The sequence below is a fragment of the Pseudomonas sp. P108 genome, from assembly GCF_032613195.1.
In the GTDB taxonomy this organism is placed as follows: domain Bacteria; phylum Pseudomonadota; class Gammaproteobacteria; order Pseudomonadales; family Pseudomonadaceae; genus Aquipseudomonas.
In genome coordinates, this window is the sequence record NZ_CP126691.1 from 2,155,145 (window position 1) to 2,173,124 (window position 17,980).

11 protein-coding genes and 1 other RNA gene are annotated in these 17,980 nt (G+C 60.6%); 8 read left to right on the top strand and 4 right to left on the bottom strand.

The window, feature by feature from the left end; translation table 11 throughout:
- Positions 1-13: 13 nt before the first annotated feature.
- From xdhC to xdhA, 3 genes are all read right to left on the bottom strand, one after another.
- Complete coding sequence (gene xdhC / locus QOM10_RS09525) at positions 14-871, bottom strand: xanthine dehydrogenase accessory protein XdhC (RefSeq protein ID WP_150751627.1); 858 nt, start codon at positions 869-871, stop codon at positions 14-16.
- 126 nt (positions 872-997) lie between these two features.
- On the bottom strand, positions 998-3,391 hold the full coding sequence (gene xdhB / locus QOM10_RS09530) for a xanthine dehydrogenase molybdopterin binding subunit (protein WP_127926502.1): 2,394 nt from the start codon (positions 3,389-3,391) through the stop codon (positions 998-1,000).
- The gene (xdhA, locus tag QOM10_RS09535) at positions 3,384-4,838 is read right to left on the bottom strand and encodes a xanthine dehydrogenase small subunit (protein ID WP_316917914.1); all 1,455 of its coding nucleotides are present in this window, start codon (positions 4,836-4,838) and stop codon (positions 3,384-3,386) included. The genes xdhB and xdhA overlap by 8 nt, the downstream gene beginning before the upstream one ends.
- A 268-nt stretch (positions 4,839-5,106) precedes the next feature.
- On the opposite strand from xdhA, the gene QOM10_RS09540 reads away from it, so the two are divergent.
- From QOM10_RS09540 to ffs, 6 genes are all read left to right on the top strand, one after another.
- Positions 5,107-5,766, top strand: coding sequence for a GntR family transcriptional regulator (locus QOM10_RS09540; protein WP_038365421.1), 660 nt, complete (start codon positions 5,107-5,109; stop codon positions 5,764-5,766).
- A 2-nt stretch (positions 5,767-5,768) separates the two neighbouring features.
- Positions 5,769-9,257, top strand: a complete 3,489-nt coding sequence (smc, locus tag QOM10_RS09545) for a chromosome segregation protein SMC (RefSeq protein ID WP_150751624.1) — start codon at positions 5,769-5,771, stop codon at positions 9,255-9,257.
- A 259-nt stretch (positions 9,258-9,516) separates the two neighbouring features.
- On the top strand, positions 9,517-10,380 hold the full coding sequence (zipA, locus tag QOM10_RS09550) for a cell division protein ZipA (RefSeq protein ID WP_150751623.1): 864 nt from the start codon (positions 9,517-9,519) through the stop codon (positions 10,378-10,380).
- An 86-nt stretch (positions 10,381-10,466) separates the two neighbouring features.
- On the top strand, positions 10,467-12,824 hold the full coding sequence (ligA, locus tag QOM10_RS09555; protein WP_316917915.1) for an NAD-dependent DNA ligase LigA: 2,358 nt from the start codon (positions 10,467-10,469) through the stop codon (positions 12,822-12,824).
- Positions 12,825-12,975: 151 nt separating this feature from the next.
- Complete coding sequence (locus tag QOM10_RS09560) at positions 12,976-14,139, top strand: putative zinc-binding metallopeptidase (protein ID WP_160038953.1); 1,164 nt, start codon at positions 12,976-12,978, stop codon at positions 14,137-14,139.
- A 134-nt stretch (positions 14,140-14,273) separates the two neighbouring features.
- Positions 14,274-14,370: signal recognition particle sRNA small type (gene ffs, locus QOM10_RS09565), an RNA gene on the top strand.
- Positions 14,371-14,566: 196 nt separating this feature from the next.
- On the opposite strand, the gene QOM10_RS09570 is transcribed toward ffs, so the two are convergent.
- Complete coding sequence (locus QOM10_RS09570) at positions 14,567-15,316, bottom strand: substrate-binding periplasmic protein (RefSeq protein ID WP_316917916.1); 750 nt, start codon at positions 15,314-15,316, stop codon at positions 14,567-14,569.
- A gap of 145 nt (positions 15,317-15,461) precedes the next feature.
- Between QOM10_RS09570 and dnaX the strand changes: the two genes are divergently transcribed.
- Both dnaX and QOM10_RS09580 read left to right on the top strand, forming a co-directional pair.
- Entirely contained in the window at positions 15,462-17,558 is a 2,097-nt protein-coding gene (dnaX, locus tag QOM10_RS09575) for a DNA polymerase III subunit gamma/tau (protein ID WP_316917917.1), read from the top strand.
- 66 nt (positions 17,559-17,624) lie between these two features.
- Positions 17,625-17,963, top strand: coding sequence for a YbaB/EbfC family nucleoid-associated protein (locus QOM10_RS09580; protein ID WP_016984747.1), 339 nt, complete (start codon positions 17,625-17,627; stop codon positions 17,961-17,963).
- Positions 17,964-17,980: the final 17 nt, after the last annotated feature.

Sequence of the window (17,980 nt, forward strand, 5' to 3'; positions counted from 1 at the left end):
GAGGGTTCTCTAATCAGTTTGAGGCTTTGAGTTTGGTCGCCTGACTGCGCCGCGAAACCGGCAGCAGTTTGGCAATCGGTTCGGCGCTGGCAGTCTGCTGGCCGAAGTTGGCGTTGTAGGTGGCGATGATTTCGCCGGCGATGGAGATGGCGATTTCCACAGGCAATTTGCCTTTGACTTCGCCGATGCCCATCGGGCAGCGCATGCGTTGCACCACGCCGCTGTCGAAACCGCGATCACGCAAGCGATGTTCGAACTTGACCCGTTTGGTCTTCGAACCGATCAGGCCGAAGTAGGCGAAGTCGTTGCGCTTGAGGATCGCAGCCGTGAGTTCAAGGTCGAGCTGATGGTTGTGGGTCATGACGATGCAATAACTGCCAGCGGGCAGCTCATCGATTTCATCCACAGGCTCTTCGGCGACGATTTTACGCACGCCGTGGGGGATCTGTTCGGGGAATTCGGCATCACGCGAATCGATCCAGCGCACGCGGCAGGGCAGGCTGGCGAGCAATGGCACGAGGGCGCGGCCAACGTGGCCGGCACCGAATACAGCGATCTGCGCCTGCACCTGGCCCATCGGTTCGAACAGCAACACGGTGGCGCCGCCGCAGCACTGACCCAGGCTGGCGCCGAGACTGAAGCGCTCCAGATGAGTGTCCTGCTTGCCGCTGGCGAGCATCTCGCGGGCGATCTGCATGGCTTTGTATTCCAGATGCCCGCCACCAATGGTGTCGAAGCTCCGGTTAGCGCTGATGACCATTTTCGAGCCGGCGTTGCGTGGCGTCGAGCCGAGTTCTTCGATGATCGTCACCAGCACACAGGGTTCGCCCTGGTTCTGCAGGTCGGCGAGGGCGTCGATCCAGTTGTACATACACACCTCTCAGATCGTTCCCACGCTCTGCGTGGGAATGCATCACTGGACGCTCCGCGTCCGCTGTTCAGGATGCGACGCAGAGCGTCGCGGGCTGCATTCCCACGCAGAGCGTGGGAACGATCATCAAACAACCGCGGTTTCAGCTTCAACGGCTTTCACCGCTTTCAACTGACGCATCTGCTCACACCCCCACAACACCCGCTCCGGGGTCGCCGGCGCATCGATCTGCGGCTGATGTTTGTAGTCACCGAGACTCGCCACTGCATCCTTGATCGCACACCACGAAGCAATCCCGAGCATGAACGGCGGCTCACCGACAGCTTTGGAATGGAACACCGTGTCTTCCGGGTTCTTGCGGTTTTCCACCAGCTTCACGCGCAGGTCCAGCGGCATGTCCGCCACGGCCGGGATCTTGTAGCTGGCCGGGCCGTTGGTCATCAGCTTGCCTTTGTTGTTCCAGACCAGCTCTTCCATGGTCAGCCAGCCCATGCCCTGAATGAAACCACCCTCAACCTGACCGATGTCGATGGACGGGTTCAGCGAGGCGCCGACGTCGTGAAGAATGTCGGTGCGCAGCATTTTGTACTCGCCAGTCAGGGTGTCGACGATGACTTCGCAGCACGCCGCGCCGAAGGCGAAGTAGTAGAACGGACGGCCACGCGCCTGGCTGCGGTCGTAGTAGATTTTCGGGGTCTTGTAGAAGCCGGTGCTCGACAGCGACACCTGATTGAAATACGCCTGCTGGATCAGCGCTTCAAAGGTCAGGATATGGTCGCGAACGCGCACGTGGCCGTTGTGGAATTCAACGTCTTCCTCAGTGACTTTGTAGTGCCGCGCAGCGAATTCGATCAGGCGTTTCTTGATGATTTCCGCCGCGTTCTGCGCCGCTTTACCGTTCAGGTCAGCACCGCTGGACGCCGCTGTCGGCGAGGTGTTCGGCACCTTGTCGGTATTGGTCGCGGTGATCTGCACGCGATCGATTTCAACCTGGAACACTTCGGCCACGACCTGCGCGACTTTGGTGTTCAGGCCCTGGCCCATTTCCGTGCCGCCGTGGTTCAGGTGGATGCTGCCGTCGGTATAGATGTGGATCAGCGCACCGGCCTGGTTCAAGAAACTGGCGGTGAAGGAAATACCGAATTTCACTGGGGTCAGCGCCAGGCCTTTTTTCAGGATCGGGCTGTTGGCGTTGTAGCGACGGATCGCTTCGCGGCGTTCGTGATACTGGCTGCTTTCTTCCAGTTCGGCGGTCATCTCTTCGAGCATGTTGTGCTCGACGGTCTGGTAATAATGGGTGACGTTGCGCTCGGTCTTGCCGTAGTAGTTGGCCTTGCGCACCGCGAGCGGATCGAGTTGCAGGTGACGGGCAATCGCGTCCATCACTTCCTCGATGGCGACCATGCCTTGCGGGCCACCGAAACCCCGGTAAGCGGTGTTCGACGCGGTGTTGGTCTTGCAGCGGTGACCGTTGATGGTCGCATCGCCGAGGTAGTACGAGTTGTCCGAGTGGAACATCGCGCGGTCAACGATCGAGGCAGACAAGTCCGGCGAGCAGCCGCAGTTGCCGGCCAGGTCCATGTTGATCCCGTGCAGGCGCCCGGTGCTGTCGAAGCCGACGTCGTACTCGACGTAAAACGGGTGACGCTTGCCGGTCATCAGCATGTCTTCGACGCGCGGCAGGCGCATCTTCGTTGGCTGACCGGTGAGGTGCGCAACCACCGCGCACAGGCAAGCCGGGCTGGCCGCCTGGGTTTCCTTGCCACCGAAACCACCGCCCATGCGGCGCATGTCGACGACGATTTTGTTCATCGACACGTCGAGCACTTCGGCGACCAGTTTCTGCACTTCGGTGGGGTTCTGCGTCGAGCAGTAGACGATCATGCCGCCGTCTTCGGTGGGCATCACCGAGGAGATTTGTGTCTCCAGATAAAAGTGTTCCTGGCCGCCGATGTGCAGCGTGCCTTGAATGCGGTGTTCAGCCGTCGCCAGTGCGGAAACCGAATCGCCGCGCTGGTGAGTGTGGCTGTCGAGGACGAAGTGGCGTTTGCGCAAGGCTTCAACCACGTCGAGCACAGGTTCGAGGTCTTCGTATTCGATGATCGCGGCCATCGCGGCTTTGCGCGCGGTTTCCAGATCTTTCGCGGCGACGGCGAGCACCGGTTGACCGACGAATTGCACGTCATCGATGGCCAGCAGCGGGTCGCCCGGCATCAACGGGCCGATGTCTTTCAAGCCCGGGACGTCTTCGTGGGTGATGGCGATGCGCACGCCTTCGAAGGCATAGCACGGCGAGGTGTCGATGCTGATGATTTTCGCGTGGGCGCGGTCCGACATGCGTGCATACAAGTGCAACTGGTTGGGAAACTCCAGGCGATCATCGATGTACTGCGCTTCACCGGACACGTGCTTGGCGGCGCTGTCGTGCTTGACGCTGCGACCGACACCGGAGGTCAGATCCTTGGCGAACAGTTCAGCCAGTTCAGCCTGGGTTTTCTCTACGCCGTGATGGTTAGACATAAGCGGTCACCCGAGTCTCGATGTGCGGTGTTTGCAGTTCGATGAAGTATTTGCGCAGCAGGTTCTGCGCGCTGAGCAGGCGATATTCCTTGCTGGCGCGGAAGTCCGAAAGCGGCGTGAAATCTTCGGCCAGCGCGGCGCAGGCACGTTCGACCACGGCGTTGTTGAACGGCGCACCGATCAGCGCGGCTTCACAATGGGCGGCGCGTTTCGGGATCGCAGCCATGCCACCGAAGGCCATGCGCGCATCGGTGATCACGCCGTTTTCGACGCGCAGGTTGAACGCGGCGCAGACGGCGGAGATGTCGTCGTCCAGACGCTTGGAGACTTTGTAGGCGCGGAACAACTGCTCGGCAGTGGCGCGCGGCACGATGATCTTCTCGATGAATTCACTTTCCTGACGGGCGGTGACTTTGTAATCGATGAAGTAATCGTCGAGGTTCAGGGTGCGGCGGGTTTCGCCTTTGCACAGCACCACCTGCGCGCCGAGGGCGATCAGCAGCGGTGGCGAGTCACCGATCGGCGAGGCGTTGCCGATGTTGCCGCCGAGGGTGCCCTGATTGCGGATTTGCAGCGAGGCGAAGCGGTGCAGCAGTTCGCCGAAGTCCGGGTACTCGGCGTTCAACGCTTCGTAGCAGTCGGAGAGGGCGGTGGCGGCGCCGATTTCGATGCGGTCTTCGAAGGTGTCGATGCGCTTCATTTCCGCGACGTTGCCGACGTAGATCATCACCGGCAAGGTGCGGTGGAACTGGGTGACTTCCAGTGCCAGGTCAGTACCGCCAGCGAGAAGCCGTGCTTGTGGATAAGCGTCATAGAGATCGGCCAGATCAGCGACGGTCAGCGGTACCAGGCAGCGCTTGTCGCCGCTGTTCAGTTCGCCGATATCGGTCGGGGCGATGGCTTTCAGTCGGGCGATGGTTTCCGCTTCGCGGGCATCGAACTGATCCGGTTGCTTGCCGCAGCAGGATTGCTCGGCAGCCGCCAGAATCGGCCGGTAGCCAGTGCAGCGGCAGAGATTGCCGGCCAGCGCTTCGTGGGCCTTGGCGTGATCCGGTGCATCGCTGTTCTTTTGCAGGGCGAACAGCGACATGACGAAACCGGGGGTGCAGAAACCGCACTGCGAGCCGTGGCATTCGACCATGGCTTTCTGCACGCTGTGCAGTTCGCCTTGGTGTTTGAGGTCTTCGACGCTGATCAGTTGTTTGCCGTGCAGCGACGAGACAAAGGTCAGGCACGAGTTGAGGCTGCGATAGCGAATGTGTTCGCGGCCAGCGTCATCCGTTTGCAACTCGCCGACCACCACGGTGCAGGCGCCGCAGTCACCGCTGGCGCAACCTTCTTTGGTGCCGGACTTGCCCACGTGTTCACGCAGGTAATTGAGCACAGTCAGATTCGGGTCCAGGGCGTGCTCGCTACGGAGTTCCTGGTTAAGTAAAAACTGGATCACGGAAGGCCTCGCAGACTCATTATTGTTGTTAACCGACTTGAGCCGAATTTAGCAGGTCTGACTTTTCGGTCAATGGTTTTCTGACTTAAAGGTCAGGAAAGTCCATTTCGTCGATCAACAACGTGTCTATTCATTATTGACCTTCATCGGTCACCCTGCTTTTTTGCGGGAATCGTGCCAAAAACCGCTGAGTGGGCACTCCGCCATGACCGTGCATTTGCGCTACACTGCGCCGCTTGTGCAGATCGATAGAGTTTGAAGGACAACCATGACGTTCAAGGCGCCGGACAGCCTCGCCGAGCAAATCGCTCACCACCTCGCCGAACGCATCATTCGTGGCGAAATGAAGCCGGGAGAGCGCATCCAGGAACAGAAGGTCACGCTGGCACTGAATGTCAGCCGCGGCTCGGTCCGCGAAGCCTTGCTGATCCTCGAACGCCGCCACCTGATCGCGATCCTGCCGCGCCGTGGCGCGCACGTCACCGAGCTGACGCCGCACAAGGTGCAGAGCCTGTGCACGCTGATGAGCGAGTTGTACATCCTGCTCGGCAACTCGGTGGCCAATGGCTGGCAAGTGCAGTCGGACATGGCGCCGTTCGTGCAGATCCAGCAGCGCCTGACCGCCAGCTACGAGCGTCAGGATATCCGCAGCTTCGTCGACGACAGCTTCAGCGTGATGCGCGCCGCCTATCCGTTCGCCAACAATCCGTACCTGCAAGAAACGGTAGAGAACCTGCAGCCGGCGATGAGCCGCGCCTATTTCCTCGCCCTCGAACAGCGCAAGGCCTCAATGAGCGAGTTCCTCGAACTGTTCGAACGCCTGCTAGCTGCCGTGCTTGCCCGTGATTTGCCGCAGATCCGCATCGTGCTGACGGCTTACGCCCAGCGCAGTTGCGATCTGGTGGTCTCCGCGCTGACGGTTGCCTAAGCGTGCGGCTCAAGTGCATCAAACTGGCGGGATTCAAATCCTTCGTCGACCCGACCACGGTGAACTTCCCCAGTAACATGGCGGCGGTCGTCGGGCCGAACGGTTGCGGCAAGTCGAACATCATCGACGCCGTCCGCTGGGTGATGGGCGAAAGTTCGGCGAAGAACCTCCGTGGCGAGTCGATGACCGACGTCATCTTCAACGGTTCGACCAGCCGTAAACCGGTGAGTCAGGCGAGTATCGAGCTGGTCTTCGACAACTCCGACGGCACGCTGCTGGGCGAGTACGCCGCCTACGCCGAGATTTCCATTCGCCGCAAAGTCACCCGCGACAGCCAGACCACGTATTACCTCAACGGCACCAAATGCCGGCGGCGCGACATCACCGATATCTTCCTCGGCACCGGTCTCGGCCCGCGCAGCTATTCGATCATCGAGCAGGGGATGATCTCCAAGCTGATCGAATCCAAGCCCGAAGACCTGCGTAACTTCATCGAAGAAGCGGCCGGCATCTCGAAATATAAAGAGCGCCGCCGCGAGACCGAAAACCGCATCCGCCGCACCCACGAAAACCTCGCGCGTCTGACTGACCTGCGTGATGAGCTCGAGCGTCAACTTGAGCGCCTGCACCGTCAGGCCGAAGCGGCGAAGAAGTATCAGGAATTCAAAGCCGAGGAGCGCCAGCTCAAGGCGCAACTGTCGGCCTTGCGCTGGCAGGATCTCAACGATCAGGTCGGCCAGCGCGAGTCGATCATCGGCACCCAGGAAATCAGTTTCGAAGCGCTGGTCGCCGAGCAGCGAAACGCTGATGCGGCCATCGAACGCCTGCGTGACGGTCACCATGACCTGTCCGAACGCTTCAATCTGGTGCAGGGGCGCTTCTATTCGGTCGGCGGCGACATCGCCCGGGTCGAGCAAAGTATCCAGCACGGCCAGCAGCGTTTGCGGCAGTTGCAGGACGACTTGAAAGAAGCTGAACGTGCGCGCCTCGAAACCGAGTCGCACCTGGGCCACGACCGCACGTTGCTGCTGACCCTCGGCGAAGAGCTGGACATGCTCACCCCCGAGCAGGAAGTCACCAGCGCCGCCGCCGAAGAAGCCGCCGCTGCACTGGAAGATTCCGAATCCGTGATGCACGGCTGGCAGGAACAGTGGGACGCCTTCAACCTGACCGCCGCCGAACCGCGCCGTCAGGCCGAAGTGCAGCAATCGCGCATCCAGCAGCTGGAAACCAGCATGGAGCGTCTTGCTGACCGGCAAAAGCGTCTTGGCGAAGAGCGCGCGTTGCTCTCGGCCGACCCGGAAGATGCGGCGATCATGGAACTCAACGAGCAGCTCGCCGAGTCCGAAGCGACCCTCGAAGATTTGCAGACCAGCGAAGAAGCCCAGGTCGAAAAACTCGAACAACTGCGTCAGGAATTGCAGCAAGCGCTGACCGCGCAGCAGCAGGCGCAGGGCGATCTGCAGCGCCTCAACGGTCGTCTCGCGTCCCTTGAAGCCTTGCAACAAGCCGCGCTCGACCCGGGCACCGGCACCGCCGAATGGCTGAAGGAACACAACCTCGCCGAGCGTCCGCGTCTGGCCGAAGGCTTGAAGGTCGAGGCCGGTTGGGAACTGGCGGTGGAAACCGTGCTCGGCGCCGATCTGCAAGCGGTGCTGGTCGACGACTTCAGCGGCTTCGATTTGTCCGGTTTTACTCAGGGCGATTTGCGCCTGCTCAGTCCGGCCAGCGATGGCGTGCGCGTGGCGGGCAGCTTGCTCGACAAGGTCGACGCGCAGATCGATCTGTCGCCGTGGCTCGGTCAGGTCAAACCGGTCGACAGCCTTGAGCAGGCGTTGGCCTTGCGTGGGCAGTTGAGCACCGGCGAAAGCCTGATCAGCCGCGACGGTTACTGGGTCGGTCGGCACTTTTTACGCGTGCGTCGGGCCAGCGAAGCGGAAAGCGGCATGCTCGCCCGGGGCCAGGAAATCGAAGCGCTGCACCTCGAGCGGGAAGAGAAAGAAGCCACGGTCGAGGCCATGGAAACCCGTCTGCAAACCCTGCGCGCGCAACAGCGTCAGCAGGAAAACGGCCGCGAGCATTTGCGTCGTTTGCTGCAAGACGAAGCGCGTCAGCAGGGCGAATTGAAAGCGCAGCTGTCCGCTGGCAAAGCCAAGGCCGAACAGTTGACCCTGCGTCGTACCCGTCTTGATGAAGAGCTGGTCGAACTCGGCGAGCAACGCGAACTCGAGCACGAGCAGATCGGCGAAGCGCGCATGCAATTGCAGGACGCGCTGGATGCCATGGCGCTGGACACCGAGCAGCGCGAGTTGCTGTTGGCCCAGCGCGACAGTCTGCGCGAACGCCTCGACCGGGTGCGTCAGGAAGCGCGGCAGCACAAGGATCACGCGCATCAATTGGCCGTGCGTCTTGGCTCGTTGCGCGCGCAGCACGACTCCACGCGTCAGGCGCTGGAGCGTCTGGAAATGCAGGCCGAGCGCCTGACTGAAAAGCGCGAACAGTTGAGTCTGAATCTGGAGGAGGGCGAGGCGCCGCTGGAAGAGTTGCGCCTGAAGCTCGAAGAGCTGCTCGACAAGCGCATGACCGTCGACGAAGAACTGAAGACCGCGCAGATCGCCCTCGAAGACGCCGACCGCGAATTGCGCGACGCGGAAAAACGCCGGACTCAGGCTGAGCAGCAATCGCAGTTGATTCGTGGCCAGCTCGAACAGCAGCGCATGGAATGGCAAGCCCTGACCGTGCGCCGCAAGGCTTTGCAGGACCAACTGCTGGAAGACGGCTACGATCTCAATGGCGTCCTTGCCACACTGACTGCACAAGCCAGTGAACGCGAAGCCGAAGAAGAACTCGAACGCATCAACGCGCGGATTCAGCGCCTGGGTGCGATCAACCTCGCGGCCATCGACGAATACACGCAACAATCCGAGCGTAAACGTTATCTGGATGCGCAGGACGCCGATCTGGTCGAAGCGCTGGAGACCCTGGAAAACGTTATTCGCAAGATCGACAAGGAAACCCGCAACCGCTTCAAAGATACCTTTGATCAGATCAATGGCGGTTTACAGGCACTTTTTCCAAAAGTTTTCGGTGGTGGACGGGCGTATTTGGAACTGACGGGCGAAGATCTACTCGATACAGGGGTAACGATCATGGCGCAGCCGCCAGGGAAGAAGAACAGCACCATCCATTTGCTCTCCGGCGGGGAAAAAGCCCTGACCGCGCTGGCACTGGTTTTTGCCATCTTCAAATTGAACCCGGCGCCGTTCTGCATGCTCGATGAGGTTGACGCGCCACTGGATGACGCTAACGTTGGACGCTACGCACGATTGGTCAAAGAGATGTCGCAGACCGTGCAGTTCATCTATATCACCCACAACAAGATCGCCATGGAAATGGCCGAGCAGTTGATGGGCGTGACGATGCATGAGCCGGGTTGTTCGCGACTGGTAGCCGTGGATGTCGAGGAGGCGATGGCGATGGTGGACGCCTGAGCCAGCGTGGTGTCGGAAAGGTAATTGAGGGTTGTAGGACTTTTTTACCGGGTTCGACTTGCTGGCCAATCGACATATTCGCGCAAGCCAATGAGACAGACGGTGTAAAGTTGTCTTTGGTCGTGCTAGTTTAATGTCAATTTTTCGTATACGTGGGCAAAACGCCTGTCAGAACATAGAGTTGGCGCCACGTTTTAAAGCGGTTTGCACAATGTAAACCCCTTATTTTTCAGCATTTTTTATAGAGGCACGGGATTACATGGAAATCGGTCTGCGCGAGTGGCTGATCGTCATCGGCATCATTGTGATAGCCGGTATTCTTTTCGATGGCTGGCGCCGTATGCGCGGCGGCAAGGGAAAACTGAAATTCCGTCTTGACCGAAGTCTGTCCAACCTGCCGGACGAGGACACCAGCGCTGAGTTGTTGGGCCCGGCCCGTGTATTGGATACGCATCAAGAACCGCAACTGGATGAACACGATCTGCCGTCGGTGAGCATGCCGGCCCGCGAAGCACGCGAGCCTCGCGAGTCCGGCTCGAAACGTGGCAAGCGCGGCAGCAATGGCCCGGCTCAGGGCGACCTGAACCTCGACCTGGATCTGGACGGCGGCCCGAGCTTCAGCAGCCGTGACGACGACTTCGTTGAAGGCACCAAGCCTGCGCCGGCGGCGGTCGACAAGGATCAGCCACAAGCCGAAGAAGTATTGGTCATCAGTGTGATCTGCCGTGACGCTGCCGGCTTCAAAGGCCCGGCACTGTTGCAGAACATCCTGGAAAGCGGCCTGCGTTTTGGCGAGATGGATATTTTCCACCGTCACGAAAGCATGGCTGGCAACGGTGAAGTACTGTTCTCCATGGCCAACGCGGTCAAGCCGGGCATCTTTGATCTGGACGACATCGACCATTTCAGCACCCCGGCGGTGAGCTTCTTCCTCGGCTTGCCAGGTCCGCGTCATCCGAAGCAGGCCTTCGACGTGATGGTGGCAGCAGCACGCAAGTTGTCCCAGGAACTGAACGGCGAACTGAAAGATGACCAGCGCAGTGTTCTGACCGCGCAGACCATCGAGCACTACCGTCAGCGCATCGTCGAATTCGAACGTCGCGCCCTGACCCAGAAGCGTTGATTGAAAAGATTGCCTCGGCATAAGAGGCAGTCGGCAATATAGATTGAGCAGCCTCGGCTGCTCTTTTGCTTTATGAGAGAACACCCATGACCGCCGCCAAAAACCGCATTCTCGAGCTGCGCGCTGAACTCGATCAGCACAACTACCGTTATCACGTCCTCGATGAACCAAGCATTCCGGACGCCGAGTACGACCGGTTGTTCCACGAGCTCAAGGCACTGGAAGCGGCCAATCCGGAATTGATCACCAGCGACTCGCCAACCCAGCGCGTCGGCAGTGTGGCGCTGACCGCGTTCACCCAGGTGCGTCACGAAGTGCCGATGCTCAGCCTCGGTAACGCCTTCGAAGACACCGACATGCGCGAGTTCGATCGCCGCGTCACTGAAGGCCTGGATCTACCGGTCGGCGATCTGTTCGGCGGCAGTGCGGCGGTGGAATACAGCTGCGAGCCGAAACTCGATGGCCTGGCGGTCAGCCTGCTCTATCAGGACGGCGTGCTGGTACGCGGCGCCACGCGTGGCGACGGCACCACTGGCGAAGACATCAGCGTCAACGTGCGCACCGTGCGCAACATTCCGCTGAAGCTGCACGGCGAAGGCTGGCCGGCGACCCTGGAAGTGCGCGGTGAAGTGTTCATGTCCAAGGCCGGTTTCGAGCGCCTCAACGCCTCGCAACTGGAAATCGGCGGCAAGACCTTCGCCAACCCACGTAACGCTGCGGCTGGTAGCCTGCGCCAGCTCGACTCGAAGATCACCGCCAACCGTCCGCTGGAGTTCTGCTGCTACGGCATCGGTCAGGTTTCCCACGATATTTCCGACACCCACATCGGCAACCTCAAGCAGTTGCAGAAGTGGGGCATGCCGATCAGTCACGAATTGAAATTGGCCAAAGGCATCGATGAATGCCTGGATTACTACCGCGACATCGGCGCGCGCCGTAACTCGCTGACGTATGAAATCGACGGCGTGGTGTTCAAGGTCAACAGCATTGCCGATCAGCGTGAACTGGGCTTCCGGGCTCGTGAGCCGCGTTGGGCGATCGCGCACAAATTCCCGGCGATGGAAGAACTCACCGAGCTGCTCGACGTGGAATTCCAGGTTGGCCGCACCGGCGCCGTGACGCCAGTGGCGCGTCTGAAGCCGGTCAAGGTCGCCGGCGTCACCGTGGCCAACGCCACGCTGCACAACATGGATGAAGTCGCACGTCTGGGCTTGATGATCGGCGACACCGTGATCATCCGCCGTGCCGGTGATGTGATCCCGCAGGTGGTGCAAGTGGTCACCGAGCGTCGTCCGGAACACGCGCGCGCGGTGCAGATTCCTGAAAGTTGCCCGGTCTGCGGTTCGCACGTTGAGCGCACGCAACTGATCAAGCGCAGCAAAGGCAAGGAAACCGTCAGCGAAGGCGCGGTGTATCGCTGCGTCGGCCGTCTGGCCTGTGGCGCGCAACTGAAGCAGGCGATCATTCACTTCGTCTCGCGCCGCGCGATGGATATCGAAGGCCTCGGCGACAAAAGCGTCGAGCAACTGGTCGATGAAGGCCTGGTCAGTTCGCCAGCCGATCTGTATGCGCTGAAGTTTGACGATATCGTCGATCTGGAAGGCTTTGCCGAAGTCTCCAGCAACAAGTTGTTGGCGGCGATCGAAGACAGCAAGAAGCCGGGGCTCGCACGTTTCATCTATGCCTTGGGCATTCCCGATGTCGGCGAAGAGACCGCCAAGGTGCTGGCGCGCTCGCTGGGTTCGCTGGAGCGCGTGCAGCAGGCGTTGCCACAAGTGCTGACCTACCTGCCGGATGTCGGCCTGGAAGTGGCGCACGAGATTCACAGCTTCTTTGAAGATGCGCATAACCAGCAGGTGATCACCGAGTTGCTCGGCCATGGTTTGCAGATTCAGGATCAGGGCGAGTTGGGCGCCGAGTTTGCTGCCAGCACGACGCTGGGTGGCTTCCTCGACAAGCTGCACATTCCTTCGGTCGGCCCCGGTGGCGCGCAGAAACTGGCGGACAAGTTTGGCTCGCTGGAAGCGGTGATGGATGCGGACTGGCTGGACATGCGTCAGGCTTTGCCGGAGAAACAGGCGAATTCGGTGCGCGAGTTTTTTGCACTGCCTGAGAACCGGCAACTGGCTGAGGCCTCCGAGAAGCAACTGCGTGATTTCGGCATGCACTGGCAGAGCGAGAAGAAAGTTGTCGAGGGCTTGCCGCTGTCCGGAGAGACCTGGGTGCTGACCGGCAAAGTTGAGTTGATGAGCCGTGATGTCGCCAAGGAACATCTGGAAAGCCTTGGCGCCAAGGTTGCCGGTTCGGTGTCGGCGAAGACTCATTGCGTTGTGGCAGGCCCCGGTGCCGGTTCCAAATTGACCAAGGCCAATGAGCTGGGTGTGAAGGTGATGGACGAAGAAACTTTCATCGCGTTCCTAAAAAAACACGGCCTGAACGTCTGATCGTTCCCACGCTCCCGCGTGGGAATGCCGCTCCGGACGCTCCGCGTCCGCTGTGACGCAGAGCGTCACTGGATGCATTCCCACGCAGAGCGTTGGAACGATCAACCCGCAAGAATGATCTAGTCTTGGCAAGCCCCAGGGAGAGATCGCCATGCACCGCTTTTTCGAGCAGCTCAGTTCCCGCATCATCGCGCCGTTCATGGGCGAATCCTCACGCAACAGCAAAGTCTGGCCGTGCCGCTGCGGCCAGTCGCTGTTCTTTCGTAACAGCCAGTGCCTGGCGTGCAATGCCTTGCTCGGTTATCAACCCGAAGAAAGCCGTCTGACTTCGCTGCAACCGGGCCCGTACGAGGGCACCTGGACGCTCGACGCCGATTCCGACGCTGGGCTGTTCCGCCGCTGCGCCAACCTCGACACAGCCGCCGCGTGCAACTGGCTGCTGCCGGCCAACGATCACGACAGCCTGTGCATCGCTTGCAGCCTCAACCGCACAATCCCCGACCTTTCTGATCCGGACAATCCCGAACGCTGGCGCAAAGTCGAAATCGCCAAGCGCCGTCTCGTCGCGCAACTGATCACCCTCGGCTTGCAGGTCATCCCGAAAACCGTCGATGAAGACACTGGGCTGGCCTTCGATTTCATCGGCGTCGACCTCGAAGGCAACGCGCCGATGACCGGCCACGCCAACGGCCTGATCACCCTCGACATCAAGGAAGCCGACGATGCTCACCGTGAGCAGGTGAGGGCGGCGATGCACGAACCCTATCGCACGCTGCTCGGGCATTTCCGTCATGAGGTCGGCCATTATTACTGGGATCGCCTGATCGCCAACGGTCCATGGCTCGGCTCATTCCGCAACCTGTTCGGCGACGAGCGCGCCAGTTACGCCGAGGCGCTTGATCGCCACTATCAGCAAGGCGCACCGCTCGATTGGCCGCAGCACTACGTCAGCGCCTACGCAACCATGCATCCGTGGGAAGACTGGGCGGAAACCTGGGCGCATTACCTGCACATGATGGATGCGGTGGACACGGCGCTGGGTTTTGGCATGAGCGCACGGGAAATGGATTTCGACTACCAGCCGTTTCCGACCAGCACGCTCTACGACCCGGAGCATCCCGGTGGCGAGGCGTTCCTGTCATTCGTCAATGCGTGGATCGAATTGGCGGGGATGCTCAACGAATTGTCGCGCAGCATGGGTCAGCCGGATTTCTACCCGTTCGTGCTCCCGGCGCCGGCGATTGCCAAGCTGCACTTCATTCATCTGGTGATCCAGCAGGCGGGCGGCAGGGCGGATGAGGTTCTGGCCCTCTAGAAGCTGCCGCAGGCTGCGATCTTTATGTCCTTGAACCCGTTCATATTTTTAATCTGCAACCAACGGTTGTAACTTCGTCTCAGATAGGTACAATGGCGCGGCTCGCCGACAGGCAAGCGTCGTTATGGTGACCCCATCGGTCCCCCCGCAACGATTACCCGTGAACCTGGTCAGAGCCGGAAGGCAGCAGCCACAGCGGGAACATTGTGTGCCGGGGTGTGGCTGGTGGGGTTACCACCTTAACGAACAATCGAACGCTTCAATCAGAACTGCATGGGTTTCGCCCACTGCGGTTTTTTTGTGTCTGCGATTTGTCAGGTCGGCACAAATCCCTTGTAGGAGTGAGCCTGCTCGCGATGGCGGTGTGTCAGTCAGTTCATTTTTGGGAGACAGGACGCCATCGCGAGCAGGCTCACTCCTACAGGGGTTATGGGGTGTTTTCAGAGCTGCCGGTATAGAGCCGGATAATCTGATCAATCTCCCCCGACATTTTCATCCGCAACAACGTGCGCAATATCCGCTGCACCGGCACCTTCGGATCATTCCTTACATAACAACCAACCTTCTGCTCCTGCAAAACTGCTACCCCTTGCAGTTGCTGCGCGGGCATCAAGCGCTGATTGAACCAGTCCAGCGTCCACTGATTGCTCACCGCATAGCGATAACGGCCGGCCAGCAGTTTCTCCAGCACCTGCTCCTGATTGCGCGCATCTTCGCGTTGCAGCCGATCAGCATCAAACAGCGGTTGCAGAGTGGGGTAGGTGTAGCCGAGGACGGTGCCGATGGATTGGCGGGGCAAATGCGCGGGGACGATACTGGCAGGTTGATCCTTGCGGCTGATCAATAGATCGCGCTGGAAGAACAACGGCAGACTCCAGATGTAATCCCCCGACTGGTTCGGCAGCCACGACTGTGCGGCATAGCAGCGCACGTCGATCTCGCCGTGTTCCATGGCGCTCTGCACGCGGGCGCGGGGCAGGACGTGAAACTCGGCCGGTACGCCGACCTGCGTGGCCAGGCTGAGCATCAGGTCGTAGAGAATGCCTTGCGTGGGTCGGCCGCGTTCGTATTGCACCATCGGCATCGCCCAGCTGTCGGGCATGGCAAAGCGCAACGGGGCTTGCGCTGCCGTTACATTCAGGCTGATTCCCAGCAACGCCCCCACGGCCCACCGCATAAACGCTCCGGTAATTCCCGATCCCGAGCCGATAAAAGCCTCTGCTGATGCAGCTTAGCCATATTAGACGAGGACACCGGATGCAATTTTGCCCTTGCTCCGCTAGCATTAGCCGCTTCTGCTTCCTTCGCTGCGACGGTTTTCGATGAGTTATCAGGTTCTTGCACGTAAATGGCGTCCGCGCTCGTTCCGCGAAATGGTCGGCCAGACCCATGTGCTCAAAGCTCTGATCAATGCCTTGGACAGCCAGCGGCTGCACCACGCGTACCTGTTCACGGGTACGCGCGGGGTGGGTAAAACCACAATTGCGCGGATCATTGCCAAATGCCTGAACTGTGAGACAGGTATCACTTCCAGCCCGTGCGGCGAATGCTCGGTGTGCCGCGAAATCGACGAGGGTCGTTTCGTCGACCTGATCGAGATCGACGCCGCGAGCCGCACCAAGGTCGAAGACACCCGCGAGCTGCTCGACAACGTGCAGTACGCGCCGAGCCGTGGGCGCTTCAAGGTCTACCTGATCGACGAAGTGCACATGCTTTCCAGCCATTCCTTCAATGCGCTGCTGAAAACCCTCGAAGAGCCGCCGCCGTACGTCAAGTTCATCCTCGCGACCACTGACCCGCAGAAACTTCCGGCAACGATTTTGTCGCGCTGCCTGCAGTTCTCGCTGAAGAACATGACGCCGGAACGTGTGGTCGAGCATTTGACCCACGTCCTGACCGCCGAAAACGTGCCGTTCGAAGACGATGCATTGTGGTTGCTCGGTCGCGCCGCTGACGGTTCGATGCGTGACGCCATGAGCCTGACCGATCAGGCCATCGCCTTCGGTGAGGGAAAGGTTCTGGCCACGGATGTGCGGGCGATGCTCGGCACGCTGGATCACGGTCAGGTCTATGACGTCCTGCATTCGTTGATCGAAGGCGATGCCAAGGCGTTGCTTGAGGGCGTGCGTCATCTGGCCGAGCAAGGCCCGGACTGGAATGGCGTGCTCTCGGAAATTCTTAACGTGCTGCACCGTGTGGCCATCGCTCAGGCGTTGCCGGAAGGTGTCGACAACGGGCATGGCGACCGCGATCGTGTGCTGGCTCTGGCCCAGGCGTTGCCGGCCGAAGATGTGCAGTTCTATTACCAGATGGGCCTGATCGGCCGCCGCGATTTACCGCTGGCGCCGGATCCGCGCGGTGGTTTCGAGATGGTCTTGCTGCGGATGCTCGCCTTCCGGCCGGCAGATACGGCGGACGCCCCGAGGCAACCGCTAAAGCCAGTGGGGATCAGCCAGGCCACAGTTGATTCCGCAAACTCCGTGGCTGCCGCGCCTAAGCCTGCGCCGGTAGTCGCTGCGGCGGTTGCGCCGGCTCCAGCTCCGGCACCCGTGGAGGTACCAGCGCCTGCACCGGCTCCCCAGCCCGCGCCGGTTGCTCCTGTTGCCGCGCCAGAACCTGCGCCTGTCGTTGCCGAAGCCGTCGTCGATCTGCCGTGGAATGACCCGGTAGCGCCCGAGGCTGAGCCCGAGCCCGAACCCGCGCAGCAACCCGCCGTCGAACCCGTGCTGGAAACCACCGCCGAGCAACCCGAGTTGCCGCCAATGCCGTTGCCGACCCCGGACAGCGTCGTTCCGGAGGCTCCAGAATGGGCTGCCGCACCGATTCCCGAGCCGTCGGTCGCCGACGTCGATGCCGCCACACCGGGCATGGACATGGACGACGAGCCGCCACTGGACGAGGACTACATCGAGCCGGACATGGATTCGGCCTACAGCTACCTCGACGAACTGGCCAGCGAACACGCCGCCGAGCCTGCCCCGGAACCCGAGCCAGAACCGGCTGCGGCGCCGGCCACAGGTCTGGCGCTGCAGTGGCTGGAGCTGTTCCCGAAACTGCCGATTTCCGGCATGACCGGCAGCATCGCCGCCAACTGCACATTGATCGCCGTCGATGGCGATCATTGGCTGATGCACCTCGATCCGGCGCACAGCGCACTGTTCAACGCCACGCAGCAGCGGCGTCTGAACGATGCGTTGAACCAGTTCCACGGTCGCACGCTGAGCCTGACCATCGAGCTGATCAAGCCCGAGCAGGAAACCCCGGCCCAGGCCGCGTCCCGTCGCCGTGCCAACCGTCAGCGCGAGGCGGAGGAATCGATCCACGGTGATCCGTTCATCCAGCAGATGGTTCAGCAGTTCGGCGCGGTGGTGCGACACGATACTATTGAACCTGTCGAGGCTCTGGTCACTCAGGGCTAATAACTGAAGGCGTTCGGCTCCATTGGCCGGGCGCTGTTTTGATCCAAGTACTTTGAGGTGATTCCCATGATGAAAGGTGGCATGGCCGGCCTGATGAAGCAGGCGCAGCAGATGCAGGAAAAAATGGCCAAGATGCAGGAAGAGCTGGCCAACGCCGAAGTCACCGGTAAGGCCGGCGGCGATATGGTCACCGTGGTGATGACCGGTCGTCACGACGTCAAAAGCGTGAGCATCGACCCAAGCCTGGTCGAAGGCATGAGCGAGGACGACAAAGAGATGCTGGAAGCGGTCATTGCCTCCGCCGTCAACGACGCTGTGCGCAAGATCGAAAAAAACAGCCAGGACAAAATGGGCAACATGACCGCCGGCATGAACCTGCCAGCCGGTATGAAACTGCCATTCTGATTCGCCAATCGGCGGCA